Genomic DNA, 14,101 nt, shown 5'->3' on the forward strand with positions numbered 1-14,101 from the left:
ACCAATTTAACTTTTTGTTTTGACGGTTTGGTATTTTGACGACAATATTGGCTCCGTAAACAAATATACCCTACATAAATGGATTACCAATCTCACGGAGATAACAATAATGATGACACGTAAGAATGTGTTAACAGCAGTAATCGGTGCAGCTTTAACTTTCGGTGCAACAGCTTCTGCGTACGCTGCAACAACCCTAAAGCTAAGCCATAACCACCCACGTGACCATGCTGTACACCAAGCAATGGACGCGATGGCAAAAGAAGTGCGTGCTCTTACTGATGGTGAAGTGCGTATCCGTATTTACCCTGATGCACAGCTTGGTACCCAGCGTGAGTCAATGGAACTGATGCAAAACGGTGCACTAGAAATGGTGAAGACCAATGCTGCTGAACTAGAAGCATTTGCCCCTGCTTATGCTGCCTTTAACCTTCCATACCTTTTCCGCGATAAATCACACTATTACAATGTTAAGGAAGGTGAAGTTGGTGAAGAGATCCTAGCTTCTTCACGTGACAGTGGCTTTGTTGGTGTAACTTATTATGATGCCGGTGCACGTAGTTTCTATACTTCGAAGCCAATCAATACACCGGAAGATCTTAAAGGCATGAAGATCCGTGTTCAGCCTAGTCCTTCTGCAATTGCTATGGTTAACGCATTGGGTGGTAGCCCTACACCGCTAGCATACGGTGAGCTATATACTGCACTTCAGCAGGGTGTTGTTGATGCCGCTGAAAATAACATTCCATCATTTAGCTTGAGCCGTCATGGTGAGGTTTCGAAGTACTTCAGCCTAGACGAGCACACCATGGTTCCGGATGTACTGGTGATTTCGACTAAAGCGTACGATGGTCTTTCTGAAGAGCACCGTGAAGCGTTGAAAACCGCGTCAATGAACTCGATGGAGCTAATGAAGAAACTTTGGGCTGAATCAGAAGCAAAAGAACGAACAAATGCTGAAAAACTCGGTGTTAAGTTTGTTAAACCAAATAAATCTGCGTTCGTAGAAGCAGTACAGCCTATGTATGATGCGCTAGAAACATCAAACCCAGAGCTGAATGCAATTGTTGAGCGTATCCAAGCGGTTCAATAAGACGATAAAGCAAACAAAACAAATTTAATAACAAGGTGTTGCCACACTTTTAGATATAGAGGTTGACCAATTTTATTTGGTCATTATGATGGCGTAATAGTGCAATGGAAAATAGTGACAATATCATCATGATGCCTTTTGAACCGAAAAGACCTTACCAAGAGCTAGGGTTGGTGCTGAGACAAGAGTTAATAGACGGCCATTATCGTGTTGGTGATCGGCTGCCCCCTGAGCGTGATATAGCAGAAAGGCTTAACGTCAGCCGTACCGTGGTTCGTGAAGCGATTATTATGCTCGAGCTTGAAAACTTAGTTGAAGTGAAAAAAGGTTCTGGTGTTTATGTTCTTAACATTCCTAGTCAGGCGAATAGCCGAGAGAATGTGATCAGCGATGATGCGGGGCCGTTTGAAATGCTACAAGCAAGGCAGTTGCTGGAAAGTAATATTGCTGAGTTTGCCGCTATTCAAGTGACGCCAAGTGATATTGTAAAAATGCGCACAGCACTTGAATTGGAGCGCAGTGAAATTGCAAGTGGCTCTGAACAATGCACAGGTGATGAACAGTTTCACCTATGCATTGCGGAAGCAACACAAAATTCAGTGCTGGTCGATATGCTCAAGCATTCGTGGGAGCGACGTGAACAAAGCCCGATGTGGAAAAAGCTTCATACTCATATTAATGATATGGCTTACCGCGAAGAGTGGTTGGAAGATCACGCACGTATTCTCGCCGCAATGCAACGTAAAGATCCGATTGCAGCTAAGAACGCCATGTGGCAACACCTTGAAAATGTAAAACAACGCTTACTAGAACTCTCAGATATTGATGACCCGAATTTTGATGGTTATTTATTTAGCTCAAATCCGGTTGTTCTCCTTGGTGGCGAATAAATATCAATGATAATTAATGGTGCGGGCCAATATATATTGGCCACAATTTTCTGACAGTTAATTCTTAGCTGTTATTTTAAAGTCAACAATACTTAACTTGAAAATGTTCAAGCGGGTTAAGTATGTCTGTAAAAAGGTGATTGTCATGGAACAAACCTGGCGCTGGTATGGCCCTAATGATCCTGTTTCTCTAGATGATATTCGTCAGGCTGGTGCAACAGGTATAGTCAACGCATTACACCATATTCCGAATGGTGAAGTGTGGACTAAAGAAGAAATCCTTAAACGCAAAAAGATTATTGAAGAGAAAGGATTAACTTGGTCTGTTGTTGAAAGCGTGCCTGTACACGAAGAAATTAAAACGCAAACAGGTAACTACCAACAATGGATTGATAATTACAAACAAACATTACGTAATCTTGCTGCGTGCGGTATTGATACGGTTTGTTATAACTTTATGCCCGTTCTCGATTGGACACGTACTGATTTAGAATTTGAAATGGCTGATGGTTCTAAAGCTCTGCGTTTTGATCAAATTGCTTTTGCGGCGTTTGAATTACATATTCTTAAGCGACCTGGTGCTGAAAACGATTATTCAGCAGAAGAGCAAGCACAAGCTCAAGACTATTTTAATAATATGTCTGACGCTGACATTGCTAAGTTAACCGGTAATATTATTGCTGGCCTTCCAGGTGCTGAAGAAGGTTACACGCTGGAAGAATTCCAAGCTCAATTAGATCGTTATGCCGGCATAGATAAAGATATGTTACGCCAGCATATGAAGCATTTCCTGAGTGAGCTGATGCCTATCTGTGATGCCAATGGTTTGAAGATGGCGGTTCACCCAGATGATCCACCGCGTCCAATCCTTGGTCTGCCTCGTATTGTCTCTACAATTGAAGACATTGAGTGGCTAACTACAGAAGTACCAAGCAAGAACAACGGTATTACCATGTGTACAGGCTCTTACGGTGTGCGTGGTGATAATGATTTGGTCAACATGATCAAACAGCATGGTGATCGCATCTACTTTACTCATTTGCGTTCTACTCAGCGTGAAGAAAACCCAATGAGCTTCCATGAAGCGGCCCACCTCGATGGTGATGTTGACATGTATAATGTCGTAATGGCCATTTTGGAAGAAGAACAACGTCGTGACGAAGCTGGCATTACCCGTTTAATCCCGATGCGACCAGACCATGGTCATCAAATGCTGGATGACCTTAAGAAAAAGACAAACCCAGGATATTCGGCCATTGGCCGCTTGAAAGGTTTAGCTGAAGTTCGTGGTCTGGAGATGGCGTTGAAGCGTGCTTTTTTTAAAAAGTAAATAGTCCTTATACCCATATGAATTGAGTATACATTAACAACGTTTGGCCCGATTATCGGGCCTTTTTTTGTTTCTTGATCAAATCGACATTTATTTTTTGGCTCTCCATGTAAGGTGTTTCTTCCCCATTATTCTATGGGCTATTTCTTGTACCTCAACACTTGCCACTACAGGGATTACATATGGCAAATAAACTATCATTTAAAGTTAAAATTATTACCACTTTGATAGCGATATTAATAGCAACGGTGATTACGTCATTCTTTAGCGTCAATTATTACCTGAGCCGTTATATTTTTGACAGTGATGCCGAAAGTATCAATGCACAGATTAGCTTAGTAAAAGATAAGCTATATGATGATATCCGTAATAAGGTTTTGATTTCTGAAAACATTAGCTTAGATATAACCAGTATCCAAGAAGTGACAGAACGTGCGGGATTTTATGCCGCTGCGAAAGTAATAGCTGATTTTGTCATTACCAATGAGGGGCGTATTGATGATGAAGTGGAAGCGAGTCGCTATATCGAGCTTGTGAATAGTGTGAGTAAAACGGCTGTTAGTGATATTTTTTATCAAAATGATATCCCATTAATATCAATAACTGTACCCAGTGCTAATGGTGGTGATATCTTTTATCTGGATTTGAGAAATACCCAGCAACTGCTTTCGCAGTCTTCTGTCGAAGGGAGCTACTTTGATCTGACAGATAATAAAGGAACTCAACTTTTCAGTAATCGCATCGATGGCGATCTTATCCCCTATACCAATCAGTTTGCTGTTGGTGATAGTCAGTGGACACTGACAGGCTACATTGATCGGGGTTATATTCAACAAAACACCAATGCCTTAAGTGGCAGTATCACTATGGCGCTGGTGCTGGTGGCATTGATTTCTATTCCTTTGAGCATTCTATTTATCAATACCATCTTCAAGCACTTGAGTGTACTGAGAAGCATCATTGTTGGCTTATCGCGTGGTGATGCAGATTTGACGCGGCGGTTGGAGGTGTACAGTAACGATGACTTGGGCAAGATTGCCAATGGCATCAATCATTTTATCGAGAACCTGCAGAAAATGATGTTGGAAGTGTCGCAGTCGAGCCAAGAAATCCAGCATGAGGTTACTGCGTTAAAGGCCAAAGCCGATTCAAATAAGTCGCTTCTTATCCGCCATACCCAAGAAACGGAAAAGGTCGTTACCGCGATAAATGAAATGAGTGCAACAGCAGAATCCGTTGCCCATAGTGGTAAAAGTGCGGCTGAGTTTACTTATGAAACCAATGTCGAGGCAGAAAAATCGAAAGATGTCGTTAAGGTTGCCTCATCGTCAGTCAATCAACTGTCGACCGAAGTGGAAAGTATGTCTGATTCTATTCAGACCATGAGCAAGGACTTTGAAAAAATCGATGCGGTACTGCACGTGATTGGCGAAATTGCAGATCAAACCAACTTGCTTGCTTTAAATGCGGCGATAGAAGCCGCTCGAGCGGGCGAGCAGGGACGAGGTTTTGCTGTGGTCGCTGATGAGGTTAGAGCTCTGGCGGCAAGAACGCAACAGAGTACCTCTGAAATCGATACCATGTTATCTGACTTACGCAAAGCGACCTCTGTGGTTGTTCAGTCTATGGACATCACCAAGGGAAGCTGCGCGCAAACTGTAGAGCATACGGCAAATGTCATGGCGTCTTTGGAATCGATGACGGGATCAATCAGCCAAATCAACGATCTCACTACTCAAATTGCTACGTCGGCTAATGAGCAAAGTGTGGTGACAGAAGAGGTGAACAAAAATATGATTGCCATCCACGATATGATCAATGAGCTAAATTGCAATGCTGATGATTCTGTCGCCAGTACCGAGCAATTAGCTGTTACCAATAGTCAGTTAAATGCCATGGTGGCAAACTTTAAGTTGAAGTAACGTACACACTTAAGTGATAATAAGTACTATTATCACTTTGTTTGTGTGGAGAGTTACATGGCCCAGGCGATGAGTCCAAAGATGTTATCTGTTGAGGGAAGAGAGTATATTACCCCCAATATGATCCGGTTGACGCTTGGCGGTGAAGGGAGCCATCACTTTTCTCAAGAGAGCATTGGGCAATATGTGAAGTTTCTTTTTACGGCCAACGGCAGTACTGATATCAGTGCGATACCTGAAGGGCAGAGACCGATGATGCGAACCTTCACGGTGTCGGGGTATCAAGCAGAATCAGGGACTATCACGATAGATATTGCCAAGCATGAGTTGGCAGACTTAAACGGCGAGATTACGCCAGATATCGGAGGCTATGCGTCTCGCTGGGCATTATCGACACAAGTTGGAGACAGTATTTCTTTGGTTGGACCTCGTCCGATTCAGGCTATGCCAGTTGAAGCAGAGCGTTTCTTGTTAGTGGCAGATATGACGGCTCAAACTGCGCTTCAGGCTAAGCTGGTGCTATTGCCCGATAGTGCCTCAGGTTATGTGGTGTTGGATGTACCGACTGAAGCAGATGTACAACCTCTTGAGCTGCCTGATGGCATGAAGCTGGTCGTCAATATCAGTAGTGAAAGTTCGTTATCTGATTGTGTCAAAGCGTTAGCTCTAGATAGTAACGACTTTGCTGTATGGTGTGGCTGCGAATTTAGTGAGATGCGTGCTGTTCGTAGTTACATCACTTCTAAGAAAGGTGTCGATCGCAAAATGTGTTACTTCAGCAGTTATTGGAAGCATGGCGTGACCGAAGATGGCCACAAAGTGCTGAAGCGTGAAGATAATGCTGCATTGGAGCAGAGTAAGTAGTAAACACTGCTCTTGTTGATATAAAGAACCCCGTGGCATGTGAATGCCGCGGGGTTTTTGTTTAGGTGGTTGCCAGTTAGCTACCGTAATACATACAGATACGGCTGCCATCAACGTCTTGGATCTTGAATGGGATATTATAGATATCTTCCATAATGGCCTGTTGGATAACCTCGTCGACTTTACCGCTTTTAATCACTTCCCCTTTTCGCATTGCGACAATGTTATCGGAATAGCAAGATGCGAAGTTGATATCGTGGATCACAATCACAACTGCTTTATTCATCTTATGGGCAAGCTGGCGGATAGTCTGCATGATCTCCACTGAGTGTTTGATATCAAGATTGTTCAGTGGCTCATCAAGGAAAATGTAGTCAGTATCTTGCGCCACAACCATGGCGATAAAGGCCATTTGACGTTGGCCACCACTGAGTTGGTCCAAGAACTTATCTTGAATATGGGTGATATCCAAATGTTCCAGCGCCTCATCAATAATACGGTTATCCTCGTTTGTCAGGCGCCCCTTGCTGTGTGGGAAGCGGCCAAAGGCAACCAGCTCACGAATCGTAAATCGCATATTGATGTTGTTTGACTGGCGCAACACGGCCAAGCGTTTTGACAGCTCTTGGGTGTCCCACTGCGATAAAGGCTTTCCTGCTATTAGTACTTCCCCTGCATCACTTTCGGTAAGGCGGCTTGCCATTGAAAGCAGGGTACTTTTACCCGCGCCATTAGGGCCAATGATTGAGGTTACTTCTCCTAATGGGAACAGGGCGCTCGCCTCGCTAACCACCAAGGTGTCGTTATATTTTTTTGAGAGTCCAGTTAATTTAATCATGATAAATCAAAACTTGTTACGCATTAGAAGATAAAGGAAGTAACTACCACCAACAAAGTTGATGATGACACTGATAGTGGTATCGAAAGCAAAGACATTTTCAATTAGCCATTGACCACCCACCAGGAGCACTACCGACATAGTGCTTGCTGCCAGCATAAGGAAAGTATGATGGTAGCTACGAAATAGCTGCCGGGTCAGGCTGACGACGATTAAGCCGAAGAACAGTACAGGCCCCACTAAGGCAGTTGAGATTGCCACCATTACGGTGATCACCATCATTACCTGCATCGTGACCTTGTGCGTATCTACGCCTAAGCTTTTGGCATTGTCAGTACCCAGCCAGAACACATCCAGTTTATGGGCAAGTGAATACAAGATAGCGATACAGATCCCCAGCGGAATAGTTGACCAGTACACCAGTTCGGCATTGACGTTATTGAAGCTGGCAAACATGGTGTTCTGTAAGTTGGCAAACTCGTTAGGGTCGAGGATCATGGTAAAGAAGTTGGAAATACTGCTAAACAGGCTGCCACAGACGATACCAATGAGTAGCAGAGTGAAGACATTGCTATTGGCCCGACGGAAATACAGGCTGAACAGTACCATGGAGAAAACGCTCATCGTTAGAGTCGTGATCAGAAAGTTAACTTTCGCATCAGCAAACCACACACTCATACTACCAAACATCACGATGATGATGACCTGAATCATTACGTAGAGCGAATCGAAGCCAAGGATAGACGGCGTTAAAATTCGGTTGTTGGTAATGGTCTGAAATACCAGTGACGAAGTTGAAATCGCAATAGCGGCCAGAACAATTGCCATTACTTTCGGTAATCTTAGCGACAGAAAGAACTGGTAATTCTGGGCGTTGAGGCCCTGACCAATAAAGTAGACAGTAATGAGTAACCCCAATACTGCAAGCAGGGAGACTTTTACACTGTCACGCATTGGATTTATCCTTCAGTACTAGAGCAATAAATACCGCACCACCGAAGATGCTGATGATCATCGAAATTGGCATTTCATAAGGGAAGATAATCAAGCGACCTAGGATATCGCACGTTAATACCATCACTATGCCCCAGTAGGCTGTCCAAGGCAGGTTACGGCGCATGTTATCGCCCATAAAGATAGCGACTAAGTTTGGAATGATTAACCCCAGAAACGGAATGACACCAACGATCATAACGACGGTCGATGCAAGGATTGCCACTATCAACACGCCAATGAAAACGATCTTTTGGAAATCTAAACCAATATTTTTAGCAAAGCTTTCACCGACACTGGCGGCACTAAACTGGCTGGCGTAGTAGTAGGCAATCATACAAGCCGGTAGGGCTAGGTAGAGGAATTCATAATTGCCTTGCAGTACCGAAGCAAAGTTGGCGACCGTCCAGGCCGACATGGTTTGAACCAAGTCATAACGGTAGGCAATAAAAGTGGTCATTGCTGAAATGACATTGCCGTACATAATACCAATCAATGGTACTAACACGGCATTCTTGAACTGCAGCCGTTGCAGGAATTGCACAAAGATCAATGTACCCACTAGCGCAAACATAAGGATAACCCCAAGGCTTACCCAGCGGTTGGCGCCGGCAAAAAACACGATCCCCATGACATAGCCAAGCATTGCACAGTCAATCGTGCCGGTTGTTGAGGGGGCGGCGAATCGGTTTTGGCAGACTTGCTGCATGATCAGACCTGCAACACTTAATCCTGCACCGGCCAAACAGATGGCGAGTAGGCGAGGTAAGCGGCTACCAAAAAGAATGGAGAGGGTATGTTCATCGCCGGCTAGCAAGCTTTCAAAGCTGATATTGGCTACACCAATAAAAAGTGAAAAAGCCGCAAGGGGGAAGAGGGCGATAACCGCCCAGAGTAATTTTTTATTATGCATGAGTATTTATGCCCGGCTATTGCCGGGCTGATAGGTTGTTATTGAGTAGAAGTTACCGCTTTGCGAGCATCATCAATCATGATTTCCGTGGCATTTGCACCTGCGATAGTGAGGTACCACGCGCTTGGGTTAAGGAAAACAATGCGGTTGTTCTTGTATGCTGGCGTGCTTTTAATCAGCGGGTTGTCAAATAGCTGCTGGGCTTTGCCAGAGCTTTGGCCAATTGCACTTTCGCGGTCAAGGATGAAAAGCACATCTGGCGCGGCATCGGCAATGAACTCAAACGAAATCAGGTTGCCATGAGGGTTTTGGGTGTCAGAGGTACGCGCAGGTTCGAAGCCAAATTCGTCAAATAGGACAGAGAATCGGCTGACTTCGCCGAACATTGAGATGTTATTGCCGTTGTTCATCACAGCCAGTGTTTTTAGGCCTTCTTTCTGGACTTGTTCGCGCACTTCAGCCATCTGCGCTTCAGTTTCTTCAATCAGTTGCTCGGCTTCTGCTTCCTTGTTGAAAACGTTGCCCAGCATACGCCAGTTCTTCTTGGTGTCTTCCCAGTAGTTGCCGTTCTCAACAACATGCATGACAGTGGGGGCGATTTGAGACAGGGTCGGGTAGGCATCAACCATGCGGCTTTCGGCAATGATCACGTCAGGCTGTAGGGTGAAAATTTGTTCGAAGTTCGCTTCTTTCATGCTGCCGATAGAGGTGGCTTTCTCACTGTAGTCGGCTAAGTACTCAGGTAGCATTGTGGTTACTGCACCGACAGGCTCAATACCCAGACGGTTGAGTGTATCAAGACTGCCGTGACCGCCTACCACCACAACGCGCTGTGGCGTTTGCTCAATGGTGGTGGTGCCTAGTGAGTGTTGAACCGTAACGGATTCTGCCAAAGCCGGGGCATTGATTGCTAGCGCACCCAGAATGAGTGCTGATTTTAATGCAGTGGTAAAGCGAGTCATAACGAACCTTGTAAATCTTAGAGCTGATTAAAAGCTGATAAGCGCAATCTAATCACAAATGAGAATTGTTTTTATTGATATTACTCATGAAAGGGGCATAAAGCCTAGTAATATTAATGTTTGCTTACACTCTATCGCTTGGAAAGCCATTTGTAGCACACTTGAACCACATTACTGCATACTTGATGTGGATAGTGATTATTTGTATATTGAATATGATTATCATTTGTATGCGCGTTATGGGGCTCGTATTGGTCCTTCTTCTGCTAGCCATTGCCAAAAAACAGACAATTAAATTATGAATTTATGCCAAATTGATATTAGTCATCTTATCGTGCTCAAGCACCTCTTAGAGCGAAAGCATGTTTCGAATACCGCCCAGGCATTGAGTATCAGTCAGCCATCAGTGAGTCGGTCGTTGCAAAAGTGCCGAGCCCTGTTTAAAGATGAACTATTGGTCAGATCAAGCCATGGCTATGAGTTGACGCCAAAAGCCGAGTCGGTGAAGACGGAAATTAGCTCCATGCTGGCTTCTTTGGAACGCTTGGTCCACGACCAAGAGTTTGATCCAAAGACATGTCAAAAATCCTTGAAGGTGTTTGGCTTGGTGCCGCAAGTCAATTGGCTGCTGCCAAAGGTGTTTCAGCACCTACGGGAATATGCTCCCTTGCTTACACTAGAGCTAGATACCGTACCTAAGCGCCACTTTGATGCCTTAATTGCTGGGGATGTACATTTTGTCCTCTCAACTCAGCAACCACCGTCATCAGAGCAAAACATATACCGTAGCTTTATTGCATCGCGTGATTACAGATTACTGATGAGTGCAGATCATCCTTTAGCCGAGCAGGAGCTGACTCCCGAAAAGCTAGTGGAATGCCAATTTGGGCAAATTTCATTGCATGGCGATAGAAATTTATCTATAGAGAAACGCTTCAGAGATCTCGGGCTGACTGATCGAAACAAACCGGTCTCCACCCCTTTGATGCTGACTAACTTCAATGTCGCTCCGGCCATGGCTGAGCACTCTGATGTGATTTTTCATCTGCCAACGCCTTTTGCTGAAGAAGCCTGTATCAATCGAAATTTGGTGGCTTGTCCTGTGCCTGAAGGGCTGCGTTCGCCTTATCAAGATGTCTACTTGTATTGGCACAAGCGATATCACAATGATGAGTTGTGTATGTGGTTTCGCGAAGTAATAAGGCAGTTATACATAAGCTGAATTTGAATTTCGGTGTCTGTATTTATTCAAAACTCGAATAATCACAATTCAAAACCCGAATGGAACTTGTATTGTCATTTTATTGAATAAGATATCTAATGCGAATCATTCTCGTTATATTTGGTTTTGTAGTTCTAAAAGGACGTTTATGTATACCAGCACCCACTTCATTCGCAAGCCTCTAGCAATGGCTGTCGCTTCTGTGTTTATTTCCATGCCTGTTTATGCAGAGTTTGATCGACAAGACGAACAAACGGATGAGCAAATGGTGGTTACCGCAACACGTACCGAGACCACCTTAGCGAAGGCTCCTGCGTCAATATCGGTGGTTACGGAAGAAGATATTCTTTCAGAGCCGAGCTTGGCATTGAATGATTTGGTGAAGAACATTGCGGGCGTAGAAAGCCAAATGGACGGTGGACGGGCGGGGCGTGAAATGATCTCGATTCGCGGTCTGAATCCTAAATTTACTATGATTCTGGTGAATGGTCGTAAACTTAGCTCTTCAAATGCTATTTTCCGCGGCAATGACTTTGACCTGTCTGCAATTCCCAAAGAGAGCATTGAGCGGGTCGAAGTCATCCGTGGCCCGATGTCAGCACTGTACGGCTCTGAAGCTTTAGGTGGTGTAATCAATGTCATCACCAAGCAACCGACCAACGAGTGGAACTCACAAATTAGCGGTGACTACAGCTATCGTGATGATGACAACGGTGGCCAATATTCAGCAGGATTTAATACCTCTGGTGCGTTGATTGACGATGAGTTGTATATGTCGTTGGCTGTAAGCCAAACAGCGCGCGATGCTTACAGTGCTTTCTCTGGTCAGGCAGAAGGTTCAAACGGTGAATATGATCGCTCACAAGCGACAACACTTGAAGAACGCGAAACCCTTGCCGTAAGCGGTAACGTATTATGGTATATCAATGATATGCATGATATCGCTTTCGATTTTTCTTATACCGACGATGAACGTGACGGCATCATTGAGTCAACAGTAGGCCTTACTGATTCTGACTCACGTGTAAAACGTGATATGCAAGCGGTAACCTACAACGGTATGTTCGATTGGGGTGAAGCGCAACTTCGCTATAACCGTGATGCGGTATCAAGCGTCGATGCAGCGGAAGTTGACACGGGTGTCTCTGACATTGATGAAACCAACCAGCAGGTATATGGCCACGGTACTACCTATATCGGCAGTCACACGCTGACTTTTGGTGGTGAATGGAGCTATTCAGAGCTAGATAACCCTGAAAGCCTGACAAAAACAGGTAAAGCTGATGTTCATGAACAGGCACTATTCGTGCAAGATCAGTGGGAGATCAACGACGCTTATACATTGACGTATGGTACACGCCTCGATTTCCATGAAGCCTACGGTAGTCACTGGAGCCCACGCGCTTATTTGGTTAACACGGTAACGGATAAGCTAACGTTGAAAGGTGGCGTAGGTTCTGCTTTCAACGCACCAACATTGCTGCAAACCTCAGAAGAAAACGTGATTAATAGCTGTAAGGGTGATTGTCAGGTTGTCGGTAACCCAGATCTAGATCCTGAGACCAGCGTCAGCTATGAAGTGTCTGCTATCTACAACGAGGCGCTTTGGAGTATTGAAGCCGGCCTGTTCCGTAACGATATTAAAAACCTGATCGATCAAGACCGTGATAATGCTGTGGGTATCTCACCGGATGGTCGTGATATTTACACTTACAAGAATATCAACAAAGCAATGACTCAAGGTCTTGAATTAACAGCTCACTATGATGTGACGGAGTCAATCCAGCTTAACGGTGCCTATACGTATCTGGATACTGAAGATAAAACAACGGGTAAAGAGCTAGAAGATCGTCCAGACCATCAGGCAAACGTGCGCATGACGTGGTATGCCACTGAGTGGATGGATACTTTCTTGCGTGTTAACTACACAGGTGAAGCCCTGATTGATACAGGCAGCGATTTATACCGTCCAAGCTTTACTACTGCGGACCTGGGTATGAACTACCTGATCAACAGCGACTGGCGTTTGCGTGCCGGTGTGCGCAATATTACCGATGAGCAGTTTGATGATTTCGAAGTTACTCGCCGTAGTTACTCTATTGAGCCTCGTAGCTGGTACTTGGGTATGACTGCAAACTTCTAAAGTATTAATCAGTACGCAGCTCAAAAAGCAACGGGAGCCTTTATCTAAAGGCTCCCGTTTTGTTTTACTCGCTTAGCGAAATAGATTAGATACCGACAGTCATGTGTAGGCCGTAGAAAATACCTCGACCAACCAACTCAGAAAGCAGTACCAAGCCGAAGCTTACCACCATGACGGGTACACCCGGACGGCTGTTCATCAGGTTAGGGATAAACCATACGGCTAGAGCGCCAAGTAGTAAGCCGACACGGATGATCTGAAGCTGCGCCATATTGGGGATAAGCTCTGTCGCGGTGGTCACAGAGGTTTGGATATCAGCTAGCCCGATAAGCTGGCTGACCAACGCCGTCAGGCTGATAGCCACGGCGATAGAGCCAACAAATGGCAAAGCACGGTCAAGTGTTGCCATCTTGTGTTGAGCACCAGTGAGTAGCAAGTGGCCGAAGATAAGACCAGATGTCAGCATAGTCATCACAAAAGCTATTGGGGTATAGATGGTATTCCAGGTCGGTACGGTATCAAGAAGATAAAGTCTGATCATTGAGTACATAAAGGCAATACCGACGATCATACCCGCCGCCAGCAGCAGCTTACGCAGGCTTTCATTGCCTTTGTCCAGCATCTCTAGCAACCAGTAACCACTGCCTAATGCAAAGAATACGCTTCCGGTGAAGATTTCATTGGACAGCCAAGAGCTGCCAACTTGGTTGAGCGCATTGAAAGCGCGCAGTGGGCTGCCAAGGTGCATAGTAGAAGCCACGAAACCCAGCCCCATCAATACCCAAAGAAAGAACATTGCTTTATGAAGGCGATCGTTGACACCGATACAAAGTTTGCCTTTTAAGATCACCCCACCAAGTAGTAGGTAAGCACCGACAGCAGTTTGTGCCAGCACGGTAAATAGGATCAGGGGCCATTCATGCCAAGCCAT

General features: G+C 44.9%; 12 protein-coding genes. 7 read left to right on the forward strand and 5 right to left on the reverse strand.

The window, feature by feature from the left end; translation table 11 throughout:
- Nucleotides 1-109 precede the first annotated feature (109 nt).
- The 5 genes from C9I99_RS02150 to C9I99_RS02170 all read left to right on the forward strand — a co-directional run bounded on the left by C9I99_RS02150 (nucleotide 110) and on the right by C9I99_RS02170 (nucleotide 6,099).
- The gene (locus C9I99_RS02150) at nucleotides 110-1,093 is read left to right on the forward strand and encodes a TRAP transporter substrate-binding protein (RefSeq protein WP_107347198.1); all 984 of its coding nucleotides are present in this window, start codon (nucleotides 110-112) and stop codon (nucleotides 1,091-1,093) included.
- Nucleotides 1,094-1,197: 104 nt separating this feature from the next.
- Complete coding sequence (locus C9I99_RS02155; RefSeq protein WP_107347199.1) at nucleotides 1,198-1,983, forward strand: FCD domain-containing protein; 786 nt, start codon at nucleotides 1,198-1,200, stop codon at nucleotides 1,981-1,983.
- A 145-nt stretch (nucleotides 1,984-2,128) separates the two neighbouring features.
- Nucleotides 2,129-3,313 (forward strand): mannonate dehydratase, encoded by a 1,185-nt coding sequence (gene uxuA, locus C9I99_RS02160; protein WP_107347200.1) that lies wholly within the window; start codon nucleotides 2,129-2,131, stop codon nucleotides 3,311-3,313.
- A 182-nt stretch (nucleotides 3,314-3,495) separates the two neighbouring features.
- Nucleotides 3,496-5,235 carry a methyl-accepting chemotaxis protein gene (locus C9I99_RS02165; protein ID WP_107347201.1) on the forward strand — a complete coding sequence of 580 codons (1,740 nt, stop codon included), beginning with the start codon at nucleotides 3,496-3,498 and terminating at the stop codon, nucleotides 5,233-5,235.
- A gap of 57 nt (nucleotides 5,236-5,292) precedes the next feature.
- Nucleotides 5,293-6,099: a siderophore-interacting protein gene (locus C9I99_RS02170; protein ID WP_243734284.1), complete on the forward strand. Its 807-nt coding sequence runs from the start codon at nucleotides 5,293-5,295 to the stop codon at nucleotides 6,097-6,099.
- Nucleotides 6,100-6,175: 76 nt separating this feature from the next.
- Here C9I99_RS02170 and C9I99_RS02175 read toward each other — a convergent pair whose 3' ends face one another.
- From C9I99_RS02175 to C9I99_RS02190, 4 genes are read right to left on the reverse strand one after another with little or no spacing between them, the layout of a single operon-like run.
- Nucleotides 6,176-6,937, reverse strand: a complete 762-nt coding sequence (locus tag C9I99_RS02175; protein ID WP_107347202.1) for an iron ABC transporter ATP-binding protein — start codon at nucleotides 6,935-6,937, stop codon at nucleotides 6,176-6,178.
- A 6-nt stretch (nucleotides 6,938-6,943) separates the two neighbouring features.
- Nucleotides 6,944-7,891: an iron chelate uptake ABC transporter family permease subunit gene (locus C9I99_RS02180; protein ID WP_107347203.1), complete on the reverse strand. Its 948-nt coding sequence runs from the start codon at nucleotides 7,889-7,891 to the stop codon at nucleotides 6,944-6,946.
- Nucleotides 7,884-8,843, reverse strand: coding sequence for an ABC transporter permease (locus C9I99_RS02185; RefSeq protein ID WP_107347204.1), 960 nt, complete (start codon nucleotides 8,841-8,843; stop codon nucleotides 7,884-7,886). The genes C9I99_RS02180 and C9I99_RS02185 overlap by 8 nt, the downstream gene beginning before the upstream one ends.
- Before the next feature lie 38 nt (nucleotides 8,844-8,881).
- On the reverse strand, nucleotides 8,882-9,805 hold the full coding sequence (locus C9I99_RS02190) for a siderophore ABC transporter substrate-binding protein (protein WP_107347205.1): 924 nt from the start codon (nucleotides 9,803-9,805) through the stop codon (nucleotides 8,882-8,884).
- Between the two features lie 298 nt (nucleotides 9,806-10,103).
- Between C9I99_RS02190 and C9I99_RS02200 the strand changes: the two genes are divergently transcribed.
- Together C9I99_RS02200 and C9I99_RS02205 are read left to right on the forward strand one after the other, a co-directional pair.
- Nucleotides 10,104-11,027, forward strand: a complete 924-nt coding sequence (locus tag C9I99_RS02200) for a LysR family transcriptional regulator (RefSeq protein WP_107347207.1) — start codon at nucleotides 10,104-10,106, stop codon at nucleotides 11,025-11,027.
- Between the two features lie 148 nt (nucleotides 11,028-11,175).
- A complete protein-coding gene (locus tag C9I99_RS02205) occupies nucleotides 11,176-13,170 on the forward strand; it encodes a TonB-dependent receptor domain-containing protein (protein ID WP_107347208.1) in 1,995 nt (664 codons plus the stop codon).
- Nucleotides 13,171-13,255: 85 nt separating this feature from the next.
- On the opposite strand, the gene C9I99_RS02210 is transcribed toward C9I99_RS02205, so the two are convergent.
- Nucleotides 13,256-14,101 (reverse strand): DmsC/YnfH family molybdoenzyme membrane anchor subunit, encoded by an 846-nt coding sequence (locus tag C9I99_RS02210; protein WP_107347209.1) that lies wholly within the window; start codon nucleotides 14,099-14,101, stop codon nucleotides 13,256-13,258.

The organism is Photobacterium lutimaris, assembly GCF_003025555.1.
GTDB lineage: Bacteria > Pseudomonadota > Gammaproteobacteria > Enterobacterales > Vibrionaceae > Photobacterium > Photobacterium lutimaris.

Bases quoted from the DNA above. Each gene is read 5' to 3' on its own strand.
- C9I99_RS02150 (WP_107347198.1), top strand. From the start codon at position 110: ATGATGACACGTAAGAATGTGTTAACAGCAGTAATCGGTGCAGCTTTA.
- C9I99_RS02155 (WP_107347199.1), top strand. From the start codon at position 1,198: ATGGAAAATAGTGACAATATCATCATGATGCCTTTTGAACCGAAAAGA.
- uxuA (WP_107347200.1), top strand. From the start codon at position 2,129: ATGGAACAAACCTGGCGCTGGTATGGCCCTAATGATCCTGTTTCTCTA.
- C9I99_RS02165 (WP_107347201.1), top strand. From the start codon at position 3,496: ATGGCAAATAAACTATCATTTAAAGTTAAAATTATTACCACTTTGATA.
- C9I99_RS02170 (WP_243734284.1), top strand. From the start codon at position 5,293: ATGGCCCAGGCGATGAGTCCAAAGATGTTATCTGTTGAGGGAAGAGAG.
- C9I99_RS02175 (WP_107347202.1), bottom strand. From the start codon at position 6,937: ATGATTAAATTAACTGGACTCTCAAAAAAATATAACGACACCTTGGTG.
- C9I99_RS02180 (WP_107347203.1), bottom strand. From the start codon at position 7,891: ATGCGTGACAGTGTAAAAGTCTCCCTGCTTGCAGTATTGGGGTTACTC.
- C9I99_RS02185 (WP_107347204.1), bottom strand. From the start codon at position 8,843: ATGCATAATAAAAAATTACTCTGGGCGGTTATCGCCCTCTTCCCCCTT.
- C9I99_RS02190 (WP_107347205.1), bottom strand. From the start codon at position 9,805: ATGACTCGCTTTACCACTGCATTAAAATCAGCACTCATTCTGGGTGCG.
- C9I99_RS02200 (WP_107347207.1), top strand. From the start codon at position 10,104: ATGAATTTATGCCAAATTGATATTAGTCATCTTATCGTGCTCAAGCAC.
- C9I99_RS02205 (WP_107347208.1), top strand. From the start codon at position 11,176: ATGTATACCAGCACCCACTTCATTCGCAAGCCTCTAGCAATGGCTGTC.
- C9I99_RS02210 (WP_107347209.1), bottom strand. From the start codon at position 14,101: ATGGCTTGGCATGAATGGCCCCTGATCCTATTTACCGTGCTGGCACAA.